Annotated in this window: 10 protein-coding genes; 8 read left to right on the top strand and 2 right to left on the bottom strand. The window is 53.3% G+C overall.

The window, feature by feature from the left end; genetic code table 11:
* The first annotated feature begins 231 nt into the window (after nt 1-231).
* The gene (locus B2067_RS01480) at nt 232-1,449 is read left to right on the top strand and encodes an EAL and HDOD domain-containing protein (RefSeq protein WP_301387250.1); all 1,218 of its coding nucleotides are present in this window, start codon (nt 232-234) and stop codon (nt 1,447-1,449) included.
* Here B2067_RS01480 and B2067_RS01475 read toward each other — a convergent pair.
* Nucleotides 1,429-3,066 (bottom strand): glycerol-3-phosphate dehydrogenase/oxidase, encoded by a 1,638-nt coding sequence (locus B2067_RS01475; protein ID WP_301387249.1) that lies wholly within the window; start codon nt 3,064-3,066, stop codon nt 1,429-1,431. The genes B2067_RS01480 and B2067_RS01475 overlap by 21 nt on opposite strands.
* A 209-nt stretch (nt 3,067-3,275) precedes the next feature.
* Between B2067_RS01475 and B2067_RS01470 the strand changes: the two genes are divergently transcribed.
* Nucleotides 3,276-4,352: an AraC family transcriptional regulator gene (locus B2067_RS01470; protein ID WP_301376763.1), complete on the top strand. Its 1,077-nt coding sequence runs from the start codon at nt 3,276-3,278 to the stop codon at nt 4,350-4,352.
* Between the two features lie 40 nt (nt 4,353-4,392).
* Here B2067_RS01470 and waaC read toward each other — a convergent pair whose 3' ends face one another.
* Nucleotides 4,393-5,415 (bottom strand): lipopolysaccharide heptosyltransferase I, encoded by a 1,023-nt coding sequence (gene waaC, locus B2067_RS01465; protein WP_301387248.1) that lies wholly within the window; start codon nt 5,413-5,415, stop codon nt 4,393-4,395.
* A gap of 181 nt (nt 5,416-5,596) precedes the next feature.
* Here waaC and B2067_RS01460 point away from each other — a divergent pair, with 181 nt between their 5' ends.
* From B2067_RS01460 to B2067_RS01435, 6 genes are all read left to right on the top strand, one after another.
* Nucleotides 5,597-6,511 carry a lysylphosphatidylglycerol synthase transmembrane domain-containing protein gene (locus B2067_RS01460; protein WP_301376761.1) on the top strand — a complete coding sequence of 305 codons (915 nt, stop codon included), beginning with the start codon at nt 5,597-5,599 and terminating at the stop codon, nt 6,509-6,511.
* Between the two features lie 95 nt (nt 6,512-6,606).
* The gene (locus B2067_RS01455) at nt 6,607-7,677 is read left to right on the top strand and encodes a glycosyltransferase family 2 protein (RefSeq protein ID WP_297533270.1); all 1,071 of its coding nucleotides are present in this window, start codon (nt 6,607-6,609) and stop codon (nt 7,675-7,677) included.
* Nucleotides 7,678-7,684: 7 nt separating this feature from the next.
* Entirely contained in the window at nt 7,685-9,247 is a 1,563-nt protein-coding gene (locus tag B2067_RS01450) for an ArnT family glycosyltransferase (RefSeq protein WP_301387247.1), read from the top strand.
* Nucleotides 9,244-10,002: a phosphatase PAP2 family protein gene (locus B2067_RS01445; RefSeq protein ID WP_297533268.1), complete on the top strand. Its 759-nt coding sequence runs from the start codon at nt 9,244-9,246 to the stop codon at nt 10,000-10,002. Before B2067_RS01450 ends, B2067_RS01445 begins: the two co-directional genes overlap by 4 nt.
* Nucleotides 10,003-10,153: 151 nt before the next feature.
* Nucleotides 10,154-11,365, top strand: coding sequence for a beta-ketoacyl-ACP synthase I (gene fabB, locus B2067_RS01440; protein ID WP_297533267.1), 1,212 nt, complete (start codon nt 10,154-10,156; stop codon nt 11,363-11,365).
* 140 nt (nt 11,366-11,505) lie between these two features.
* The gene (locus tag B2067_RS01435; RefSeq protein WP_301387246.1) at nt 11,506-16,398 is read left to right on the top strand and encodes a biotin carboxylase N-terminal domain-containing protein; all 4,893 of its coding nucleotides are present in this window, start codon (nt 11,506-11,508) and stop codon (nt 16,396-16,398) included.
* The last annotated feature ends 75 nt before the right edge of the window (nt 16,399-16,473 follow it).

Raw genomic sequence — 16,473 nt, 5'->3', positions numbered from 1 at the left:
TGGAACAGCAGTAGTTCCAGCCTGTTCTGCCCAACGAGCTGGGTTCGGGCGTCAACACTGCTGAGTACGTTGCTCATAATCTACTCCGGACATCGTTACTCAGAAAAGTGTAGTCAAGCATCACCAAAACGCAGAACAAAATACCAGCTACACTCATTTTAATTGCCGGACAAACGTACGCTCCGGTGCGACAGATTTCAAAAAAACTCAACCAGACAGTCAGGATCACATATGCAAGACCGCCCATTACTGGCACGACAGCCCATTCTGGACAGCAACAAAGCGATATATGCCTACGAATTGCTATGTCGCCCCATCCCTGACGCATCAGAAGCCTGGCAGGATGCACACGGTAACAGTGCCACTACCGAAGTTGTCATTGGCGCGCTCCACGAAATTGGCATGGCACTGGTGACCGGCGGCCGCCCTGCGTTTGTTAATTTCACGGCAGACTTTCTCAGCATTGATCTACCGCTATCGCCCGACGAGATGGTCATTGAATTGCTGGAACATATCCCGGCGACAGATAAGAACATCAACGCGGTTACCCGGCTTAAGCAGCAGGGCTTCCGTATCGCTGTCGACGATTTCACAGGTGATGAGGCACAGGCTACCTGGCTCAAGTACGCAGATATCGTCAAGGTTGACCTCCCCGCGCTTGGCTCTCCTGATAATGCTGGAGCGGTTCGCAAAAAGTTTCACCGTGAAGGCTTACTCTGGCTGGCGGAAAAGGTAGAAACCCACGAAGAATTCGAGCACTGCAAGGCTGCAGGTTACGACTTATTTCAAGGCTATTTTTTCTCAAAGCCTGTGATTCTGTTCGGGCGACGAACACCTGACTCTCACCTTGCGGTCATGCAGTTGCTAGGCGCATTAAATCAGGAAGAAGCCGATTTCGACGATATCGTCGACACCGTGCGCCGCGACCCTCAGTTAAGCTATCGGTTGCTGCAAATGGCGAACTCACCGCAAGTGAATCACGGAGCCCCCATTACCACTCTACAGAGAGCAGCAACCGCACTCGGGCTCAGCCGAATACGTAATTGGGCGAATCTACTCGCCCTGGGCAAGCTCTCCGACAAACCGGCAGTGCTTCAACAACAGGCCCTGTTTCGTGGTTACCTGATGCAGAGCCTGTCAGCCGGAACAGACACAATGGAGCCGGATACCGCGTTCACTCTGGGGCTCTTTTCCCTTCTTGATGCCATGCTGGATATGCCCATCGATGAAGTCTGCGCCCGCGTAAATCTGCCAAAAGAGCTCACCCAGGCAATTACCGAAAACGCGGGGGTATACGGTCAACATCTGAAAGCATTGATGCAGTGGGAAAAAGGAGCCGCCGACACGATCGACTGGGCGTCACTTGAAGTCACGCCCAGCGAGCTGGAAGCAAGCATTGAGCAAGCAATCCATACGGTGTCACAGCAATCAGGCGATCTCGGCCTCTGAAGTCTTTGCAGCCTGCTCAGACTGTGCGGATGGCAACGAATAGAATTGCGACCACAGGCGACGATAGCGCTCGACTTCGGCGGCCCAATGTTCATCAGACCAGCCAAGGATTGGCTGCAGCCTTTCTTTCAGATCAGGCAACAGATCAAGCCCTCCATTTTTGAGCAAGAGTCCAAGACGGCTGCGCCTGAGCAGCAGATCATCCAGATGCACAACGGCCTCACTCGCGGCCTGCCAGCGAAGCTCGGCCCAGCAAGTATGAGTCCCTGGGATAGGCTCCAGATCCTCCGCGCCACCGTGTGCTTTCGCAGCGCCAATGATCTCAGCCGCATCGCGGCCATAGAACCCAGCCAGCCGATGCGCCATCTGTTCGCTTGCGAGAGAAGAAATGCCTGGATCGGTAATACTGAAAACCGGCGCTTTCTTATCGACTTCGTACTCTGGCAGCTCTTCGCGAGCCTCTTTAAGAACATCAAGCGCAATCAAGCGGAAAGTCGTCAGCTTACCCCCACTAACGGACACCACACGCCCATCTTTCCAGACGGTATGGTCACGACTCTCTTTTGAACTGTTCTTGGCGCCGCTGGCCACCAGAGGGCGAACTCCTGCCCAGCTGGAGATAACATCCTGCTCCTGAATTGCAGCCTCAGGAAACTGAAAGTCCGCCAGAGCAAGAAGATAATCCATCTCGCGACGGGTAATGCCCACTTCGCCATTATCGGGTTTTGGGTGATCGAGATCGGTAGTGCCGATCACCGTGCGGCCCTCCCATGGATACACAAAGATGGGACGCTGATCCTGAGGATGAAGGATGGTAAAGGAAACATCCACCGGCAGGCGCTCTGCCGGAATCACAATGTGACTCCCCCTCGCCGGTCGCACATTGGCACTCTGACCCAGCTGTTCGCGCAGTTCGTTGACCCAGACCCCCGTCGCATTCACAAGCACTGAGGCGGTGACCTTGCAAGTGGCGCCGCCCACTGTATCCCGTAGCGAAATGGTCACGCCATCTGCATTCTGCTCAGTACGATCAACGGCGACATAATTCAGCACTTCCGCACCGTCACGCCGGGCCTCGTGGAGAATACGCATCACCAGGCGGCTATCGTCCGTGACGGCGTCTGCAAATTCCGATGCACCGGTGAGTCCATCCGGATTAAGGAAAGGATAGCGCTCACGGACGGCATCGGCCCCATGGAAAGTGTGATACTTGCGCCGTGCCAACAGATCATAAACCTTCAGCAACATGCCGAACGCAAAGCGACCCGGGAAACGGCCTTCGTAATGCGGCATCATGTAAGGCATCAGGTCCACCAGCCCCGGAGCCTCCTGCATCAGACGCTCGCGCTCTTTAACCGAATGCAGCGTCGTCCGGACATCTCCCTGAGCGATGTAACGAAGTCCACCGTGAACCATTTTGGAAGAGCGGCTGGAGGTCCCCCAAGAAAAGTCCTGACGGTCAACGAGTAACACACGCAGCCCCCGCCGGGCGGCCTCTCTGGCCACGCCTGCGCCGGTGACACCACCACCAGCAATAACAATATCCCAGTGTGTATTCTCCGTCAGCGCTCGCCAGCTCTGCTCTCTTCCACCAGATTTCCAATCAGTTATGGACATAGACCTCCCCCTTTTTTGTGCATTCTGCGCCATCTCACCTCAGGAATGAAAGGGCCGGAGACTATATAACCGAGCACTAACATTCTGTAACACACATGTGCTTGCCGCATACGAAGCGTTAAATCAGTATAACGATCATCCTATGTTTCTGCTGATCTACCCTTAGGTGCGGTTCTGACACAGAATGTTCCAGATACATGGAAGAACTTATGAACAAGAATAATAATTATGTCCCCGGCACAGTGTCGTCGGCGTTCGTTCGTTTGTTTCTGCGCACTGCGCAGGACTACGGTATAGCGCCTACCGATGTACTCAACGCATGCTCTGTTAATCACGGAGTGCTGGACAATCGCCTGGCCAGAGTAGAGGCATGTGATTTCGAAGCCATGATGCGCTGGATGATCACTAAGGCAGCCGATCCGGAGTTTGGTTTCAAAAGTGCCCGATACGTCGCGCCCGGCGCATTTGGTCTTGTCGGCTATCTGATCATGAACTGCCAGAGCGGAGGAGAAGCTTTCCGGCTGGTTCCCCGCTACGAGGCACTGATTGGCAATCTCGGCACGACCGATCTCGCCGAAGGTGAGCACATTGTTTCAGTGCGCTGGAACTGCTATTGCCGCGACACACTGGTCCGCCCTCATCTGATTGATGAATATTTGGCCACCACCGTGGAGTATGCGCGCTGGGTGACCGGCCGGGACGATATCGCACCGATAAGAATCTATTTCGAACACAAAGCCCCACCGGCGGAGACACTTGAACGCTATCAAGAGTACTTCCGCTGTGAACTGATCTTTGATTCAGGAGTAAACGTAATGGAGTTTGACGCATCACTGATGGACCTGCCGATTCGCCACCCCGATCCAACACTGCTTAAAACGCTGCAGGAGCAGGCAGAGAAGCAACACCAGGAGCTGCAACAGTGTGACCCTGTTGTGATTCAGGTTCGCTCTACACTGCAGAATATGATGGAACGGACGATCCCTCGCCGGGAACGCGTCGCCAGCCAGCTGGGCATGTCTGAACGAACTCTGCAGCGACGTCTTCTGGAGGCTGAATCTTCTTATCAGCAGATCCTCGACGAACTCCGACTCGAACTCTCTCAGGAATGGCTGACAACAAAGGAATGGTCAGTGTCCGACATCGCGTTACGACTTGGCTTCACTGAACCACGTTCATTTCAACGCCGTTTCAAAACCTGGACAGGCATCTCGCCGGGTGAATTCCGTCGTCGCGAGCTGAACTCATCGATGGAGCAGTCAGCGCGTCACGTGCGTAGCGCCTGATGGCAGATAGGGACAACTGATGAACAAAAGCGAGGCCTGTTCAGGCCTCGCTTATTTGTATCAGTAACTGATCTTTCACGCGCTCAGGGGTAATTTCCCGATAGCATGGCGGCTGGATGTCTCCGGGCTCGTTCAACAAGCATTGCTTGGAACGACACGGAGCACATTCCAGCTCACTCTTAATGATTTCACAATGCGGCCCAAGCACGCCGGTCAGTGTCGCATCGGTTGATCCGAAAATAGCGATCATGCCTGTCTCCATTGCCGCAGCAAGATGAGACAAACCAGAATCCACACCGACGACGCCTTCGGCATAGGCGAGCCAGGCACTGACTTCGTTCAACGGCATACGAGGGAGGACCTGGGCCCCCTCAATCCCATCAACAATGCGTTCAGCCCGTTCACGCTCTTCGTCATTGCCCCAGAGTAAGACCACTTTCTTCCCCTGAGCGACGCCAAGCTCAGCCAGCGAACGCCAGTAGGCTTCTGGCCAGAGCTTGGTTACCCATGTCGTCCCATGAAGAAATACCCAATACTCACCTTCGATATCCGGGCGTTCCCACCGTGACTTATCAATACCGTAAGCCAGCTGCTCCGGCAGGCGATAATTCAGTGCGCGGGCGAACAACTGACGCGTTCGGAGAATCGCGTGCTGGCCCTTAGGCACACGAATGCGACGTTTATAGGCTAGCGCTGCCAAAGGTTCTCTCAGACTCGCCCGGTCAAGGCCAGCTTTAGTTCCGCGCGCCAGACGAGTATACACAGCACTTTTGATCAACCCCTGAGCATCCAGTACCAGATCGTATTTTTCCTCGCGGATGGAGCGGTAGAAGGCCTTCATCTCTGCGCGTACGGCCGGATCTTTTAACGACTTACGCCAGCGCCGCCACGCTACAGGAATAACGCGCGTGACCGCAGGGTGCCACTCAGGCACTTCGCTGAAACCTTCTTCAACCACCCAATGAAATTCAATATCGAGCACCTGCCGGAACGCATCCTGCACCGCAGGAAGCGTATGAAAGACATCTCCAAGAGACGATGTTTTTACCAACAGAACTTTCAACTGAATTTCTCCAACAACGAGCAGTCAGCCTGACCCTTCAGGCGCTATGATCGCCAAATTGTAGCGGAATGGTGCAATCCACAACAGGTGCGAATAGCAGACGTGGTTTTTAAGCGGTATTGCCACGATGGTGCTCAACATAGAGAATACGCGCCAGCTTCATTACAGGACACTTCTTCTCGTGCTGACTTCGTGGAAATTCTGGCTGGGTACGGCCCTACTCTTTGGTCTGGTCTGGCTGGTAGAGGCACACTATGGCTGGGCCAGGATCGCTGAGAGCTGGCAAGCAATTGAACCACGCCAACTGGGCATCGCACTGTCATTGATGCTCGTGAGCTACCTGCTGCGTGCGCTGCGTTTCTACGATTTCTTCGGCAGTTACACGAAAGGACAGTTTGCGCCACTGTTAAGAATCACCGTCCTGCATAACTTCTTTAATAATCTCCTGCCGATGCGCAGCGGTGAGGCAACCTTCCCGCTATTAATGAAACAGCAGTATCAGGTTCCTTACCGTCATTCCGGTCCTGCTCTGCTCTGGCTAAGACTGCTCGACCTATATGTTTTGCTGGCTCTGGCGTTTATCAGCCTGCAAAGCCTGATGCCCTGGGGATCAGAAGTCCGCTACGCGCTGGCAGGCGCGGTACTCGCGGCCCCTCTGCTCGCGCTGATTTTACAGGAGACTGTCCGCAAGCATCTTCAGTCAGGCCAGGGCTGGAAGGTCAAAGCGCTTGAACTGATGACGGCACTGCCGGACAACCCCTTTACCTTTATCCGCGCCCTGCTCTGGACCATCATCAACTGGGTGGTAAAACTCGCCGTGTTCAGTTGGCTACTCAGTGCCTTCACTGGCCTCACGCTCAGTGCCAGCTGGAGTGGTGCGACGACAGGCGAGCTCAGCTCGGTATTGCCCATCCACGGATTAGCAGGCGCCGGCACCTACGAAGCTGGCGTACTGGCTGGCCTCCTGCCCTGGGGGATTGAGAGCGGCCCAGCTCTCGCAGCAGCGGTAAACCTGCACCTGTTCGTGCTCGGCAGTACATTTATCCTCACTGGCATACTAACCCTTGCAACTCAGCGTTCGGTTATTAAGCACTGAAGTCCCGGAATTCTGAGGGACGCGGTTATTTTACCGGGTACGAGTTTCCGGTATCATCGCGCACGACTTTCTAAAGACTAAGCGTGGTATCTCCCTTGACTGAGGCAAAAAACGCCAAGCCATCTCTCTCCATCGTTATTCCTATGTATAACGAAATAGAAAATGTAAAACCAATGGTGGAAGCGGTTCATAATGCTCTGTCTACTTACGAAGGTAAGTGGGAGCTACTGGTCGTCGACGACGGCTCGACTGACGGCACGCCTCAGGCCCTGCAACGCGAAGCCGACGACTACGGCCGCCATGTCCGTGTGATCGAACTGCGCCGTAACTTCGGCCAGACCGCAGCCATGCAGGCGGGCATCGATGAAGCCCGCGGTGACCTGATCGCTACCCTCGATGGTGACCTGCAGAATGATCCGAATGATATTCCACGTATGGTCGACCACCTGATTGAGCGCGACCTCGATCTGCTTACTGGCTGGCGTAAAAACCGCAAGGACGACCTGTTCCTGCGTAAGATTCCATCACGCATTGCAAACCGCCTGATCGGCAAGATCACAGGCGTGCGTATCAATGATTACGGCTGCTCTCTGAAAATCTACAAGTCGTCTGTTATCAAGCAAGTGCGCCTCTACGGTGAAATGCACCGTTTTATCCCAGCCTGGGTAGCTGCGGTTGTGCCACCAAGCCGCATCGGTGAAATTGTTGTTAATCACAACGCACGGACCGCAGGCGAGTCGAAGTACGGTATCTCACGTACTTTCCGGGTGATTCTGGATCTGCTGTCTGTCTATTTCTTTATGCGCTACCGCGCCCGCCCGGGTCACTTCTTCGGGTCTATCGGCCTGGCGCTCGGCTCTGTGAGCTCTTTGTTGCTGGTGTACCTCGCGATTGTTAAGTTCGCTATGGGCGAAGATATAGGAGGTCGACCACTATTCCTCATCGCGGTGGTCTTCCTGATTGCCTCGCTGCAGTTCCTGACAACCGGTGTACTCTCAGAGCTGATCTCGCGTACTTACTTCGAATCTTCGAAACGTGAACAGTACGTCATCTACCACAGAGACGATGAAGTACCAGCAGGTGAAGACGACTGGGCTGAAGCCAACACAACAGCGCAGGCATCCGACACGGGCGCTTCCGAGACAACGAACTCATCTACCAGTTGATTTCTTTATGAGCCGTACTGCACTGCCTCTCTGGCTGCTGGGGTTTGTCATCGTCCTGATGACTATGAACCTCAACGGCTTCCTGCTGTTTGACCATGACGAAGGCGCATTCAGCGAAGCGACACGGGGAATGTTCGAGCGTGGTGATTTCATCACCACTTACCTCAATGATCGCATCCGTTTCGATAAACCCATTCTGATTTACTGGCTCCAGGCCGCCTCTGTCGCAGCCTTCGGCACCGATGTCTGGGTATTCCGACTGCCATCAGCTCTGGCAGGCATTCTGTGGGTGCTTGCGATTTTTGCCTTTACCCGCAAAGTAACAGACCAGCAGACCGCCATTGCCGCCGCGCTTATGGCAGCGACCGCTGCAGGCATCAATGCCATTACCCACGTTGCTACGGCTGACGGCCTGCTCAACATGATCCTGGCCACCACCATGCTGGCCATGTATCTCTATTCTCAGGCGCCATCTCGCGGCCTGCTGATTGGGATCTATGTACTCATGGCACTCGGCACACTCACCAAAGGCCCAGTGGCGGTTGCTATTCCGTTTATGGCTGGAGGCCTGTTCTACCTGAGCAGTGGCTACCGACAGGAATTCCTGCGCGCGATTTTTTACATTCCCGGCTGGATCATATTTCTAACGATCGCAGCCCCATGGTATATCGCGGCGTATCAGATTCACGGTCAGGAGTTTATCGACGGCTTCTTTATGAAGCACAACGTCAACCGTTTCAATAACGCCATGGAAGGACACGACGGCGGGCTTCTGTTTTACCCTATGGTACTGCCGTTCGTGCTTGCCCCTTTTGGCGGACTTCTGCTACGCATACTGCCATCCATCAAAACCACACTGGCAGGCGGCGACCATCTGAACCGCTTCCTGTGGATCTGGTTCCTGGTCGTACTGGTCTTATTCAGTCTTGCCAGTACTAAGCTGCCACACTACATCCTCTATGGGGTAACACCGCTGGTTATTCTGATGGCTCGTTACCGTAACTGGCTACAGAGTCGCCTGCTGGCTGCCGTGTTCCCATTGATCCTGTTTGGCCTTATGGTCGCCTTCCCTTTACTGATCCCGATAGTAGAAGCGCGACTGACCAACCCCATTGAGATCGCCACTGCGCAGCGTGCTGCGGAGTACTTTAATACTGATTTTGTGATTCTGGCGGCCCTGGGAACGATCGCGGCGCTGGCTCTGATTTTCTGGAAGCGTTTCAGCCCATGGTTTGGTCTGGTTATGGCGGGCGTCGTTCAGTCTGTTCTGCTTTGGTTCCTGTTCATCCCGACCTTCAGTGAAACCCAGCAGCGTCCGGTTTGGGACGCCGCAATGTTTGCCAAAGAGCTGGGCGAGCCGGTGGTTACTCAATCCATTGATATGCCGAGTTTCAACGTCTATCTCGATACCTGGACTGAGCGCCGTCGATTGGAGCCGGGCGAGGTAGGTTTTGCCCGCGAAGACAGAGTGAAACGTATTGAACATCCTTTTGATGTTTTATATCAGTCAGGCCCGATCATGATCATTCGCCACAGCGGCGGCCAACCGGAAAGTGAAGCGACCGAATGAAGACAGATACGCTGCTCATCAGCCTCGCCATGCTGCTGCTTGTTCTGGCAGCAGGCGTAACGTCGCAAGGCTCTAATCAGGAAATATTCCTCTGGTTCAACGCTAACGCGGGCGTTCTACCAGATGCCTTCTGGGCCAACATGACCTTTGTTGCCGACACCTTGTTTGCCGTTGCTGTGATCGCGATTGTTGCCAGCCGTTACCCGCATATTTTCAATTCCGGGTTTGTACTGCTGATTATCGGCGCCCTGTTTGTTCATGGTCTGAAGAACCTGCTTGAAATACCGCGTCCGCCTGCCGTGTTAGATGCCGACGTTTTCAAGGTCATCGGTCCCGTCGTTAAGAACCACGCGTTCCCGTCCGGGCATTCCTTTACCGCATTAGCGACCGCTGGTTTGCTCGCCCTCAACATGCGAAGCATCGGCGGTACGATTGCGCTTCTCGTGATCGCTCTGGTTGCCGCGATCAGCCGTGCCGCGGTTGGCGCGCACTGGCCGCTGGATATTCTGGTCGGTTCTGCCGCAGGCCTCATCTTTGCACTGATCGCTCAAAAGCTGACGGATGAGATCTGGTGGCTTCAGGGCAAAGGGCTTGAACGCTTCGCAGCTGGCCTGATGACCATCACCTGTATCACTATGTTATTTCACGACAGCCGCTACCCCGACACGCGAATTCTGACGGTTGCCGCGGCTGTCATTGCCCTGCTGTCACTCGCCTCATATTGGCGCCAGACAGTCGCAACGTTGCGCAAGTGAGCCAAATCCGGCCCCTCTCCACCGAAAACACACATTTTAATTTGTTCCCGGCGCCCAGTGCTTTATAGTGAGGGGCTTCTGTGGGAGGAGGCGTCCGTGAGCCTTCCACGTGTGTTTAAGGTATCAGAACAGAAGGCAAGGTTTAGTCGTAATGCGCCGCGTCGTTATCACTGGGTTAGGAATTGTTAGTTGCATCGGCAACAATAAGGAAGAGGTACTGACCTCCCTTAGAGGCCAGACATCGGGTATCCGTTACATCCCCGAATACGAAGACGCGGGCTTCAGAAGCCACATCGCTGGCAGACCACAAATAAACCCAGATGATCATATCGATCGCAAGCAGCGCCGCTTCATGGGCGACTCTGCTGCCTACTCCTACATTGCTCTGAAAGAAGCCATCGCGGATGCAGGTCTCAGCGAAGATATGGTCAGCAGCCCGCGTACTGGCCTGATTGCAGGTTCTGGCGGTGCATCGTCCAGCGATATCGTTGAAGCCGTCGACACCCTACGCGAAAAAGGCATCCGTCGTGTAGGCCCATACCGTGTGACCCGTTCTATGGGCAGCACCGTATCGGCCAACCTGGCCACCCCATTTTCTATTCGTGGCGTGAACTACTCCATTACCTCCGCGTGTGCGACCAGCGCCCATTGTATCGGTAATGCAATGGAGCTTATCCAGTGGGGTAAGCAGGACATTATGTTCGCTGGCGGCGGCGAAGAAGAACACTGGACGCTGACCATGCAGTTTGATGCGATGGGCGCCCTTTCGACCAAGTACAACGACACCCCGGATAAGGCCTCTCGCCCCTACGACGCGACTCGCGATGGCTTTGTTATTGCCGGCGGTGCGGGCATGGTCGTTCTTGAAGAATACGAACACGCGGTCAAACGTGGCGCGACGATTTATGCCGAAATCATCGGCTATGGCGCTACCTCTGACGGCGCTGACATGGTTGCTCCTTCAGGCGAAGGCGCGGAGCGTTGTATGCGCGACGCTCTGGAAATGGCAGGCAACCCGAACATCGATTATCTGAACACCCACGGCACCAGTACGCCAGCGGGTGATATTTGCGAGCTTGACGCTGTTAAGCGTGCCTTCAGTGGTAACGTGCCCCCTTTCAGCTCAACCAAATCTTTGACTGGCCACTCTCTTGGAGCGGCGGGTGTTCAGGAAGCTATCTACTGCCTGTTAATGCAGAAAGATGGCTTTATCACCGGAAGCGCGAACGTGACTGAACGCGATCCGGGCGCGGCGGACGTGCCGCTTGTTACCGAAAACCGTGATGCCAGTTTGACGACGATCATGTCAAACAGCTTTGGCTTTGGTGGTACAAACGCCACCCTGGTATTTAAAAAGGTGTAACAAGCGGATCACCGTGGCATACCTCTATCCGGGATACCGGAGCTTACTCAATGGGGCATAAAAACTAAAAAAATCAGGCATGTAACCCAGTGACACCGGGTTCAGTGAAACGCCTGAGAATGACCAACGGAATACAACGCATGACACAACAAGAATTACCGAATCATACGGACCCGTTATTTCAGATCGCCGAAAAATTATCGGCGGACTTCTCGCTTTTTCCCGAGTATGAAGACAACGCGGTTGATCACAAAGTTAAAGGCCTGATTGCTCCACAACAATGCGCTATTGAGCTGGATCGACTAAGAAAGCTCAACATCGACGACTATATCCAAAGCGTCGTTGCACCCAGCGAAAATCCTCAGCGCACTGACGCAAAGAGTATCGTTCAGCATCTCGTTGTTCGTGTGGTCTCAGAAGTCGAAGACGGGCCACTGTACTGCGCTGAAGCAGACCTCGATTTTGGTGGTCAGATTCGCCGTGTTGGCTTTATCTGCCAGAACCGCTCCCACTCCAATGGAGCCTGGGGACCGATTCATCACAACCGTGCGGCACAACAGGCAAAAAATTACGCCAGCCGTGCGATGCCGATCATCACCTTTATCGATACCCCAGGGGCCGACGCTGGTGAGCTGGCCAATGCCAATAACCAGGCGCACTCAATCAGCCACCTGATCACCGAAATGGTGAACAACGATGTACCGACCATAGGTATTATCTGGGGCGCGGGTTACTCAGGCGGTGCTATTCCTCTGGCCGCGACAAACATCCTGTTGTCAGTACGCGATGGTATTTTCAATACGATTCAGCCACAGGGCCTTGCCAGCATCGCACGTAAGTACAACCTGTCATGGCAGGAATGTGCGAAATACGTTGGAGTATCAGGCTACCAATTGCGTGAATCCGGCGTGATTGATGGCATTATTGATTACGCACCGACAGACGCTGATGAGAAACGTGCAAATCTGCTGCGTGCAATTACCAGCGGTATTCAATCCATCGAAGAAGGTGCGAAAGAATTTACGCGCAACAACCCTTACCTGATGGACCACTACAAGCGCAGTATTGATCGTTTCCTGAACCCATCAGAAAAACTGTCAACGCTTGAGAATAACGCGAATTTCTTCCTTGCTCAGAGCCCGACCGAACACATCAACATCTTCGGCCTCTGTTATCGATATACACGCTACCTGACTCTGCGTCGTCGTATTCACTCCACCACGGTAGAGAACTACGGCCGCCTTGCGGATAAAGAAATCCCAGCAGGTCAGCTGGAGCAACGCATTCAGAATGAGCAGAATCGTAAATTCCAGAAATGGCTACAGGCGCCTGAAAAAATTGTTTACGACGATGGCCTGCAAAAGAGCTGGAAAACCTTCTGGGCGAAATACGAAGAACGTGACGAAAGCCGTAATACCATCGTCCGTCTTTTCCTGGGTGAACCAAAGAATAACTACCTGAAAGCAAAGCAGGACCTTTGCTTTAATTTCGGCCTGTATCTGTTTAACCGCTGGAAGTCTGATGCCGCGGTTAATTTCCAGGGCCTGCTTAATTACCTTGAAGATTATCGCCAGAGCCGCTTTTTGCTGCGCTCGTCCGATATTCTTGATGCCGGCGCCGTTGCCGATTTTATTGAAGACAATCCGCACCCACTGGCGGCTTATATTCGTGAGCAGTTACCACACGAAACCCGTCAGGAGCTGACCTCCGAGCGCAACGCCGAAAAAGGCAAAGGGACCCTGCGTCAGTCTCTGGCGACCGCGCTGAATACCATTCTTTCAGACGAACTACTGCCAGAAAGCATCCGTGCCGAACTGAAACTCTCGACACGTTCAGAAGCTCTGTGCAACAACGAAGAAACACAAGCGACTGAAGCCAACCGCCGAATTATTGAAGAAGCGCTGGCACCGTATATTCAGTTCCGTCAGGAAAATATTCAGAACCCGGCCAACCCAGACATCACGATTCTGGATGCCATTCTGCATGACGAACTGCGCGAAGAATTCCGTCACGTTTGTCAGAACATGCTGGTGTTTGGCAGCCTCTACGACAACTTTATCCATAACCTCGTCAGTGTCGCGAAAGAAGCGAACAACAACCGTGCACTTTCCCGCGATTCTGTGAAAGCACTGTTGGACAAGTCCCTGTCAGAAGCGACCAAGGGCGAAAGCTACACCATAAAGGAACTCGAGTCCTTCAATTACTGGCTCAGCTATTTCATCAAGAGTTCGCAGAGCGGTGAATTCCTGAAGTCTGTCGAAGAGTGGAAAAAGCTCGCCTTCCCGCGCTTGTCTGAAACCCTCTTCGTGGTGATTACGTTTATTTTCGAGAAGCTTCTTCCTGAGTATTACAACGCAGAAAAATCGGGCAAGAGCTACAACGGCCGCATCAACCCGGTCAGCATCGGTCGTCGTAAAGACTTCTGGAACCGTCTGACCATGGCGTATCACGACCTGCTTATTCAGGACGTACTTGATGACACCAAACGTCAGAAGCGCACATCACCGAAGGCCATCATTGACCGTTTCTTTGATAACTTTGAAGAAATCAATGCCAACCTGATGTCAGCTGACCCAGTGGCCTTTCCGGGTTTCCGTTCTTCTATCGAAAAAGCGCTGAAAAATAATATTCAGCCATGTGGTGTTATCACCGGCCTTGCGGATATTAATATCGGTGGCAAGACACAGCGCGTCGGTGCGCTGGTATCGAACCTGGATTTCCAGGCTGGCGCATTTGATATGGCCAGTGCCGAGAAATTCTGCAAATTAATGGTCGAATGCGCTCGCCAGCAATTGCCTGTCGTTTGCTTCGTATCCTCCGGCGGCATGCAAACCAAAGAAGGTGCCGCGGCGCTCTTCTCAATGGCTGTTGTTAACGACCGTATTACCCGCTTTGTTCGCGACAATGACCTGCCTCTGGTGGTCTTTGGTTTTGGCGACTGTACCGGTGGTGCTCAGGCGAGTTTCGTAACGCACCCGCTGGCGCAAACCTATTATTTCTCAGGTACAAATATGCCGTTCGCTGGGCAGATCGTTGTACCTAGTTACCTGCCAAGTACCTGCACTCTGTCGAACTATTTATCCGTTTCTTCAGATTCAATGGACGGACTGGTTTCGAACCCATTCTTCGACGATCTCGATGAACGCCTGCGCGAAATTGACCCGGATATGCCAGTGGCACGCTACAGCGTTAACGATGTACTCGAACGTGTCCTTGAAGGTTATGTTTCTGCGGCCCGCATGGCACCACTGACCGCCGAAGACGAAGTCAGTCAGAAAAAATACGGCAAGATCAACAAGGTCATGGTCCACGCTCGTGGCTGTACCGCTGTTAAGCTGATCCGTAAGGCACAGGAAAACGACATTAAAGTCGTACTGATCCAGTCTGATCCGGATATGGAATCTGTACCTGTTGATATGCTTGGGCCACAGGATCGCGTTGTCTGTATTGGTGGTAACACACCGGATGAAAGTTATCTCAACGCCAAGTCTGTCTTGCGCATTGCTCATCACGAAGGTGTTGATGCACTGCACCCAGGGATTGGCTTCCTGTCAGAAAGCAGCCAGTTCGCTGCACTCTGTGGCAACCACGACATTAATTTTGTTGGCCCACCGGTCTCCTCAATGGAAACCATGGGTAACAAATCGAACGCCATTAACACCGCGATGCGCGTGAACGTGCCTGTTGTCCCCGGCTCTCACGGTATTCTGACCAGCTCCGCGAATGCCGCGAGCGTTGCAGATGAAATTGGCTACCCGGTACTGCTTAAAGCCGTACATGGTGGTGGCGGTAAAGGGATTCAGGTTGTTGAATCAGCAGACCGCATTCACGCCCTGTTCCACCAGATTTCTACCGAAGCAAAAGCCGCCTTTGGTAATGGTGATGTTTACCTTGAAAAATACGTGACGTCTCTGCGCCACATTGAGGTTCAGGTTCTGCGTGACTCTCAGGGCAACACCAAAATCCTGGGCCTGCGTGACTGCTCCGTTCAGCGTAATAACCAGAAAATTTTCGAAGAGTCAGGCTCTACCATGCTGCCGCGCGAGCTGGAGCAAGGTGCCTACGATTACGCAGAAAAACTGGCAGACGCTGTCGACTATGTTGGCGCCGGTACCGTTGAGTTTATTTTCGACCTCGACAACATGGCGATCTACTTCATGGAGATGAACACCCGTCTTCAGGTAGAGCACCCTGTGACCGAACTGGTTTCTGGTATCGACATTGTCTCGACTCAGTTCCGTATTGCGGAAGGTGGTAATATCGCTGATCTGAAACCAGATCACAAAGGCTACGCCATCGAAGTTCGTATCAACGCTGAAAAAGCCGTATTCAAAGGCGATGACGTGGAGTTTGTCCCAACACCAGGAACAATCCGCGAGTGCGTTTTACCGAAATACGACCACATCGAATTAATTTCGATGGCTGCCGCAGGCAAGCAGGTATCGCCGTTCTACGACAGCATGGTCGCGCAGATCATCTGTTATGGCGAAGACCGTAACGACACCATCGCAAAATTGCGTAAGTACCTGGATGAAGTAAAAATCACCGGCGTATGCACCAACATCCCGCTTCTCAAGCGCGTGCTGGACGACAACGTATTTGTTGATGGCGTTTACGATACGACTTATCTGCCGAAATTCCTGGATCGGATTGATCTCGATGCACTGATTAAAGACATCGAAGACGCGGCAGACATGAACGCAGATGCCGTCGACGCCTCGCAGCTCAAAATTGAAGGCTCAGATGAACTGAAAGTACTGTCACCGTCGACCAGTATTTTCTACGGTTCATCTTCTCCGAGTGAGCCTGCCTTTGTGAAAGAAGGTGACGTGATTGATGTTTCTCAGACCCTGTGTCTGATGGAAGCCATGAAAATGTTCACACCGCTGAGCCTTAAACAGTTTAACCGTGCTGGCAGTCAGCTCTATCCGGCTAAGCAGAAGTTTAAGGTAACTCGTGTTATGAACACGGATGGTCAGCAAGTGAATCAGGGCGACCTGCTCTTCGTTGTGAAACCTGTCGCTGAGGCCTGATCGCTCGTCTCACACTTGTGATCAGCTCAGTTAATAAAAAGCCCGCAATTGCGGCACTGCTGTCCCACAGTTTTG

The sequence above is a fragment of the Thalassolituus sp. UBA2590 genome (genome assembly GCF_002339775.1).
GTDB lineage: Bacteria > Pseudomonadota > Gammaproteobacteria > Pseudomonadales > Oceanobacteraceae > Thalassolituus.
Note: the sequence above shows the minus strand (reverse complement) of the source record. Positions and strands in the feature narration are given on the sequence as shown.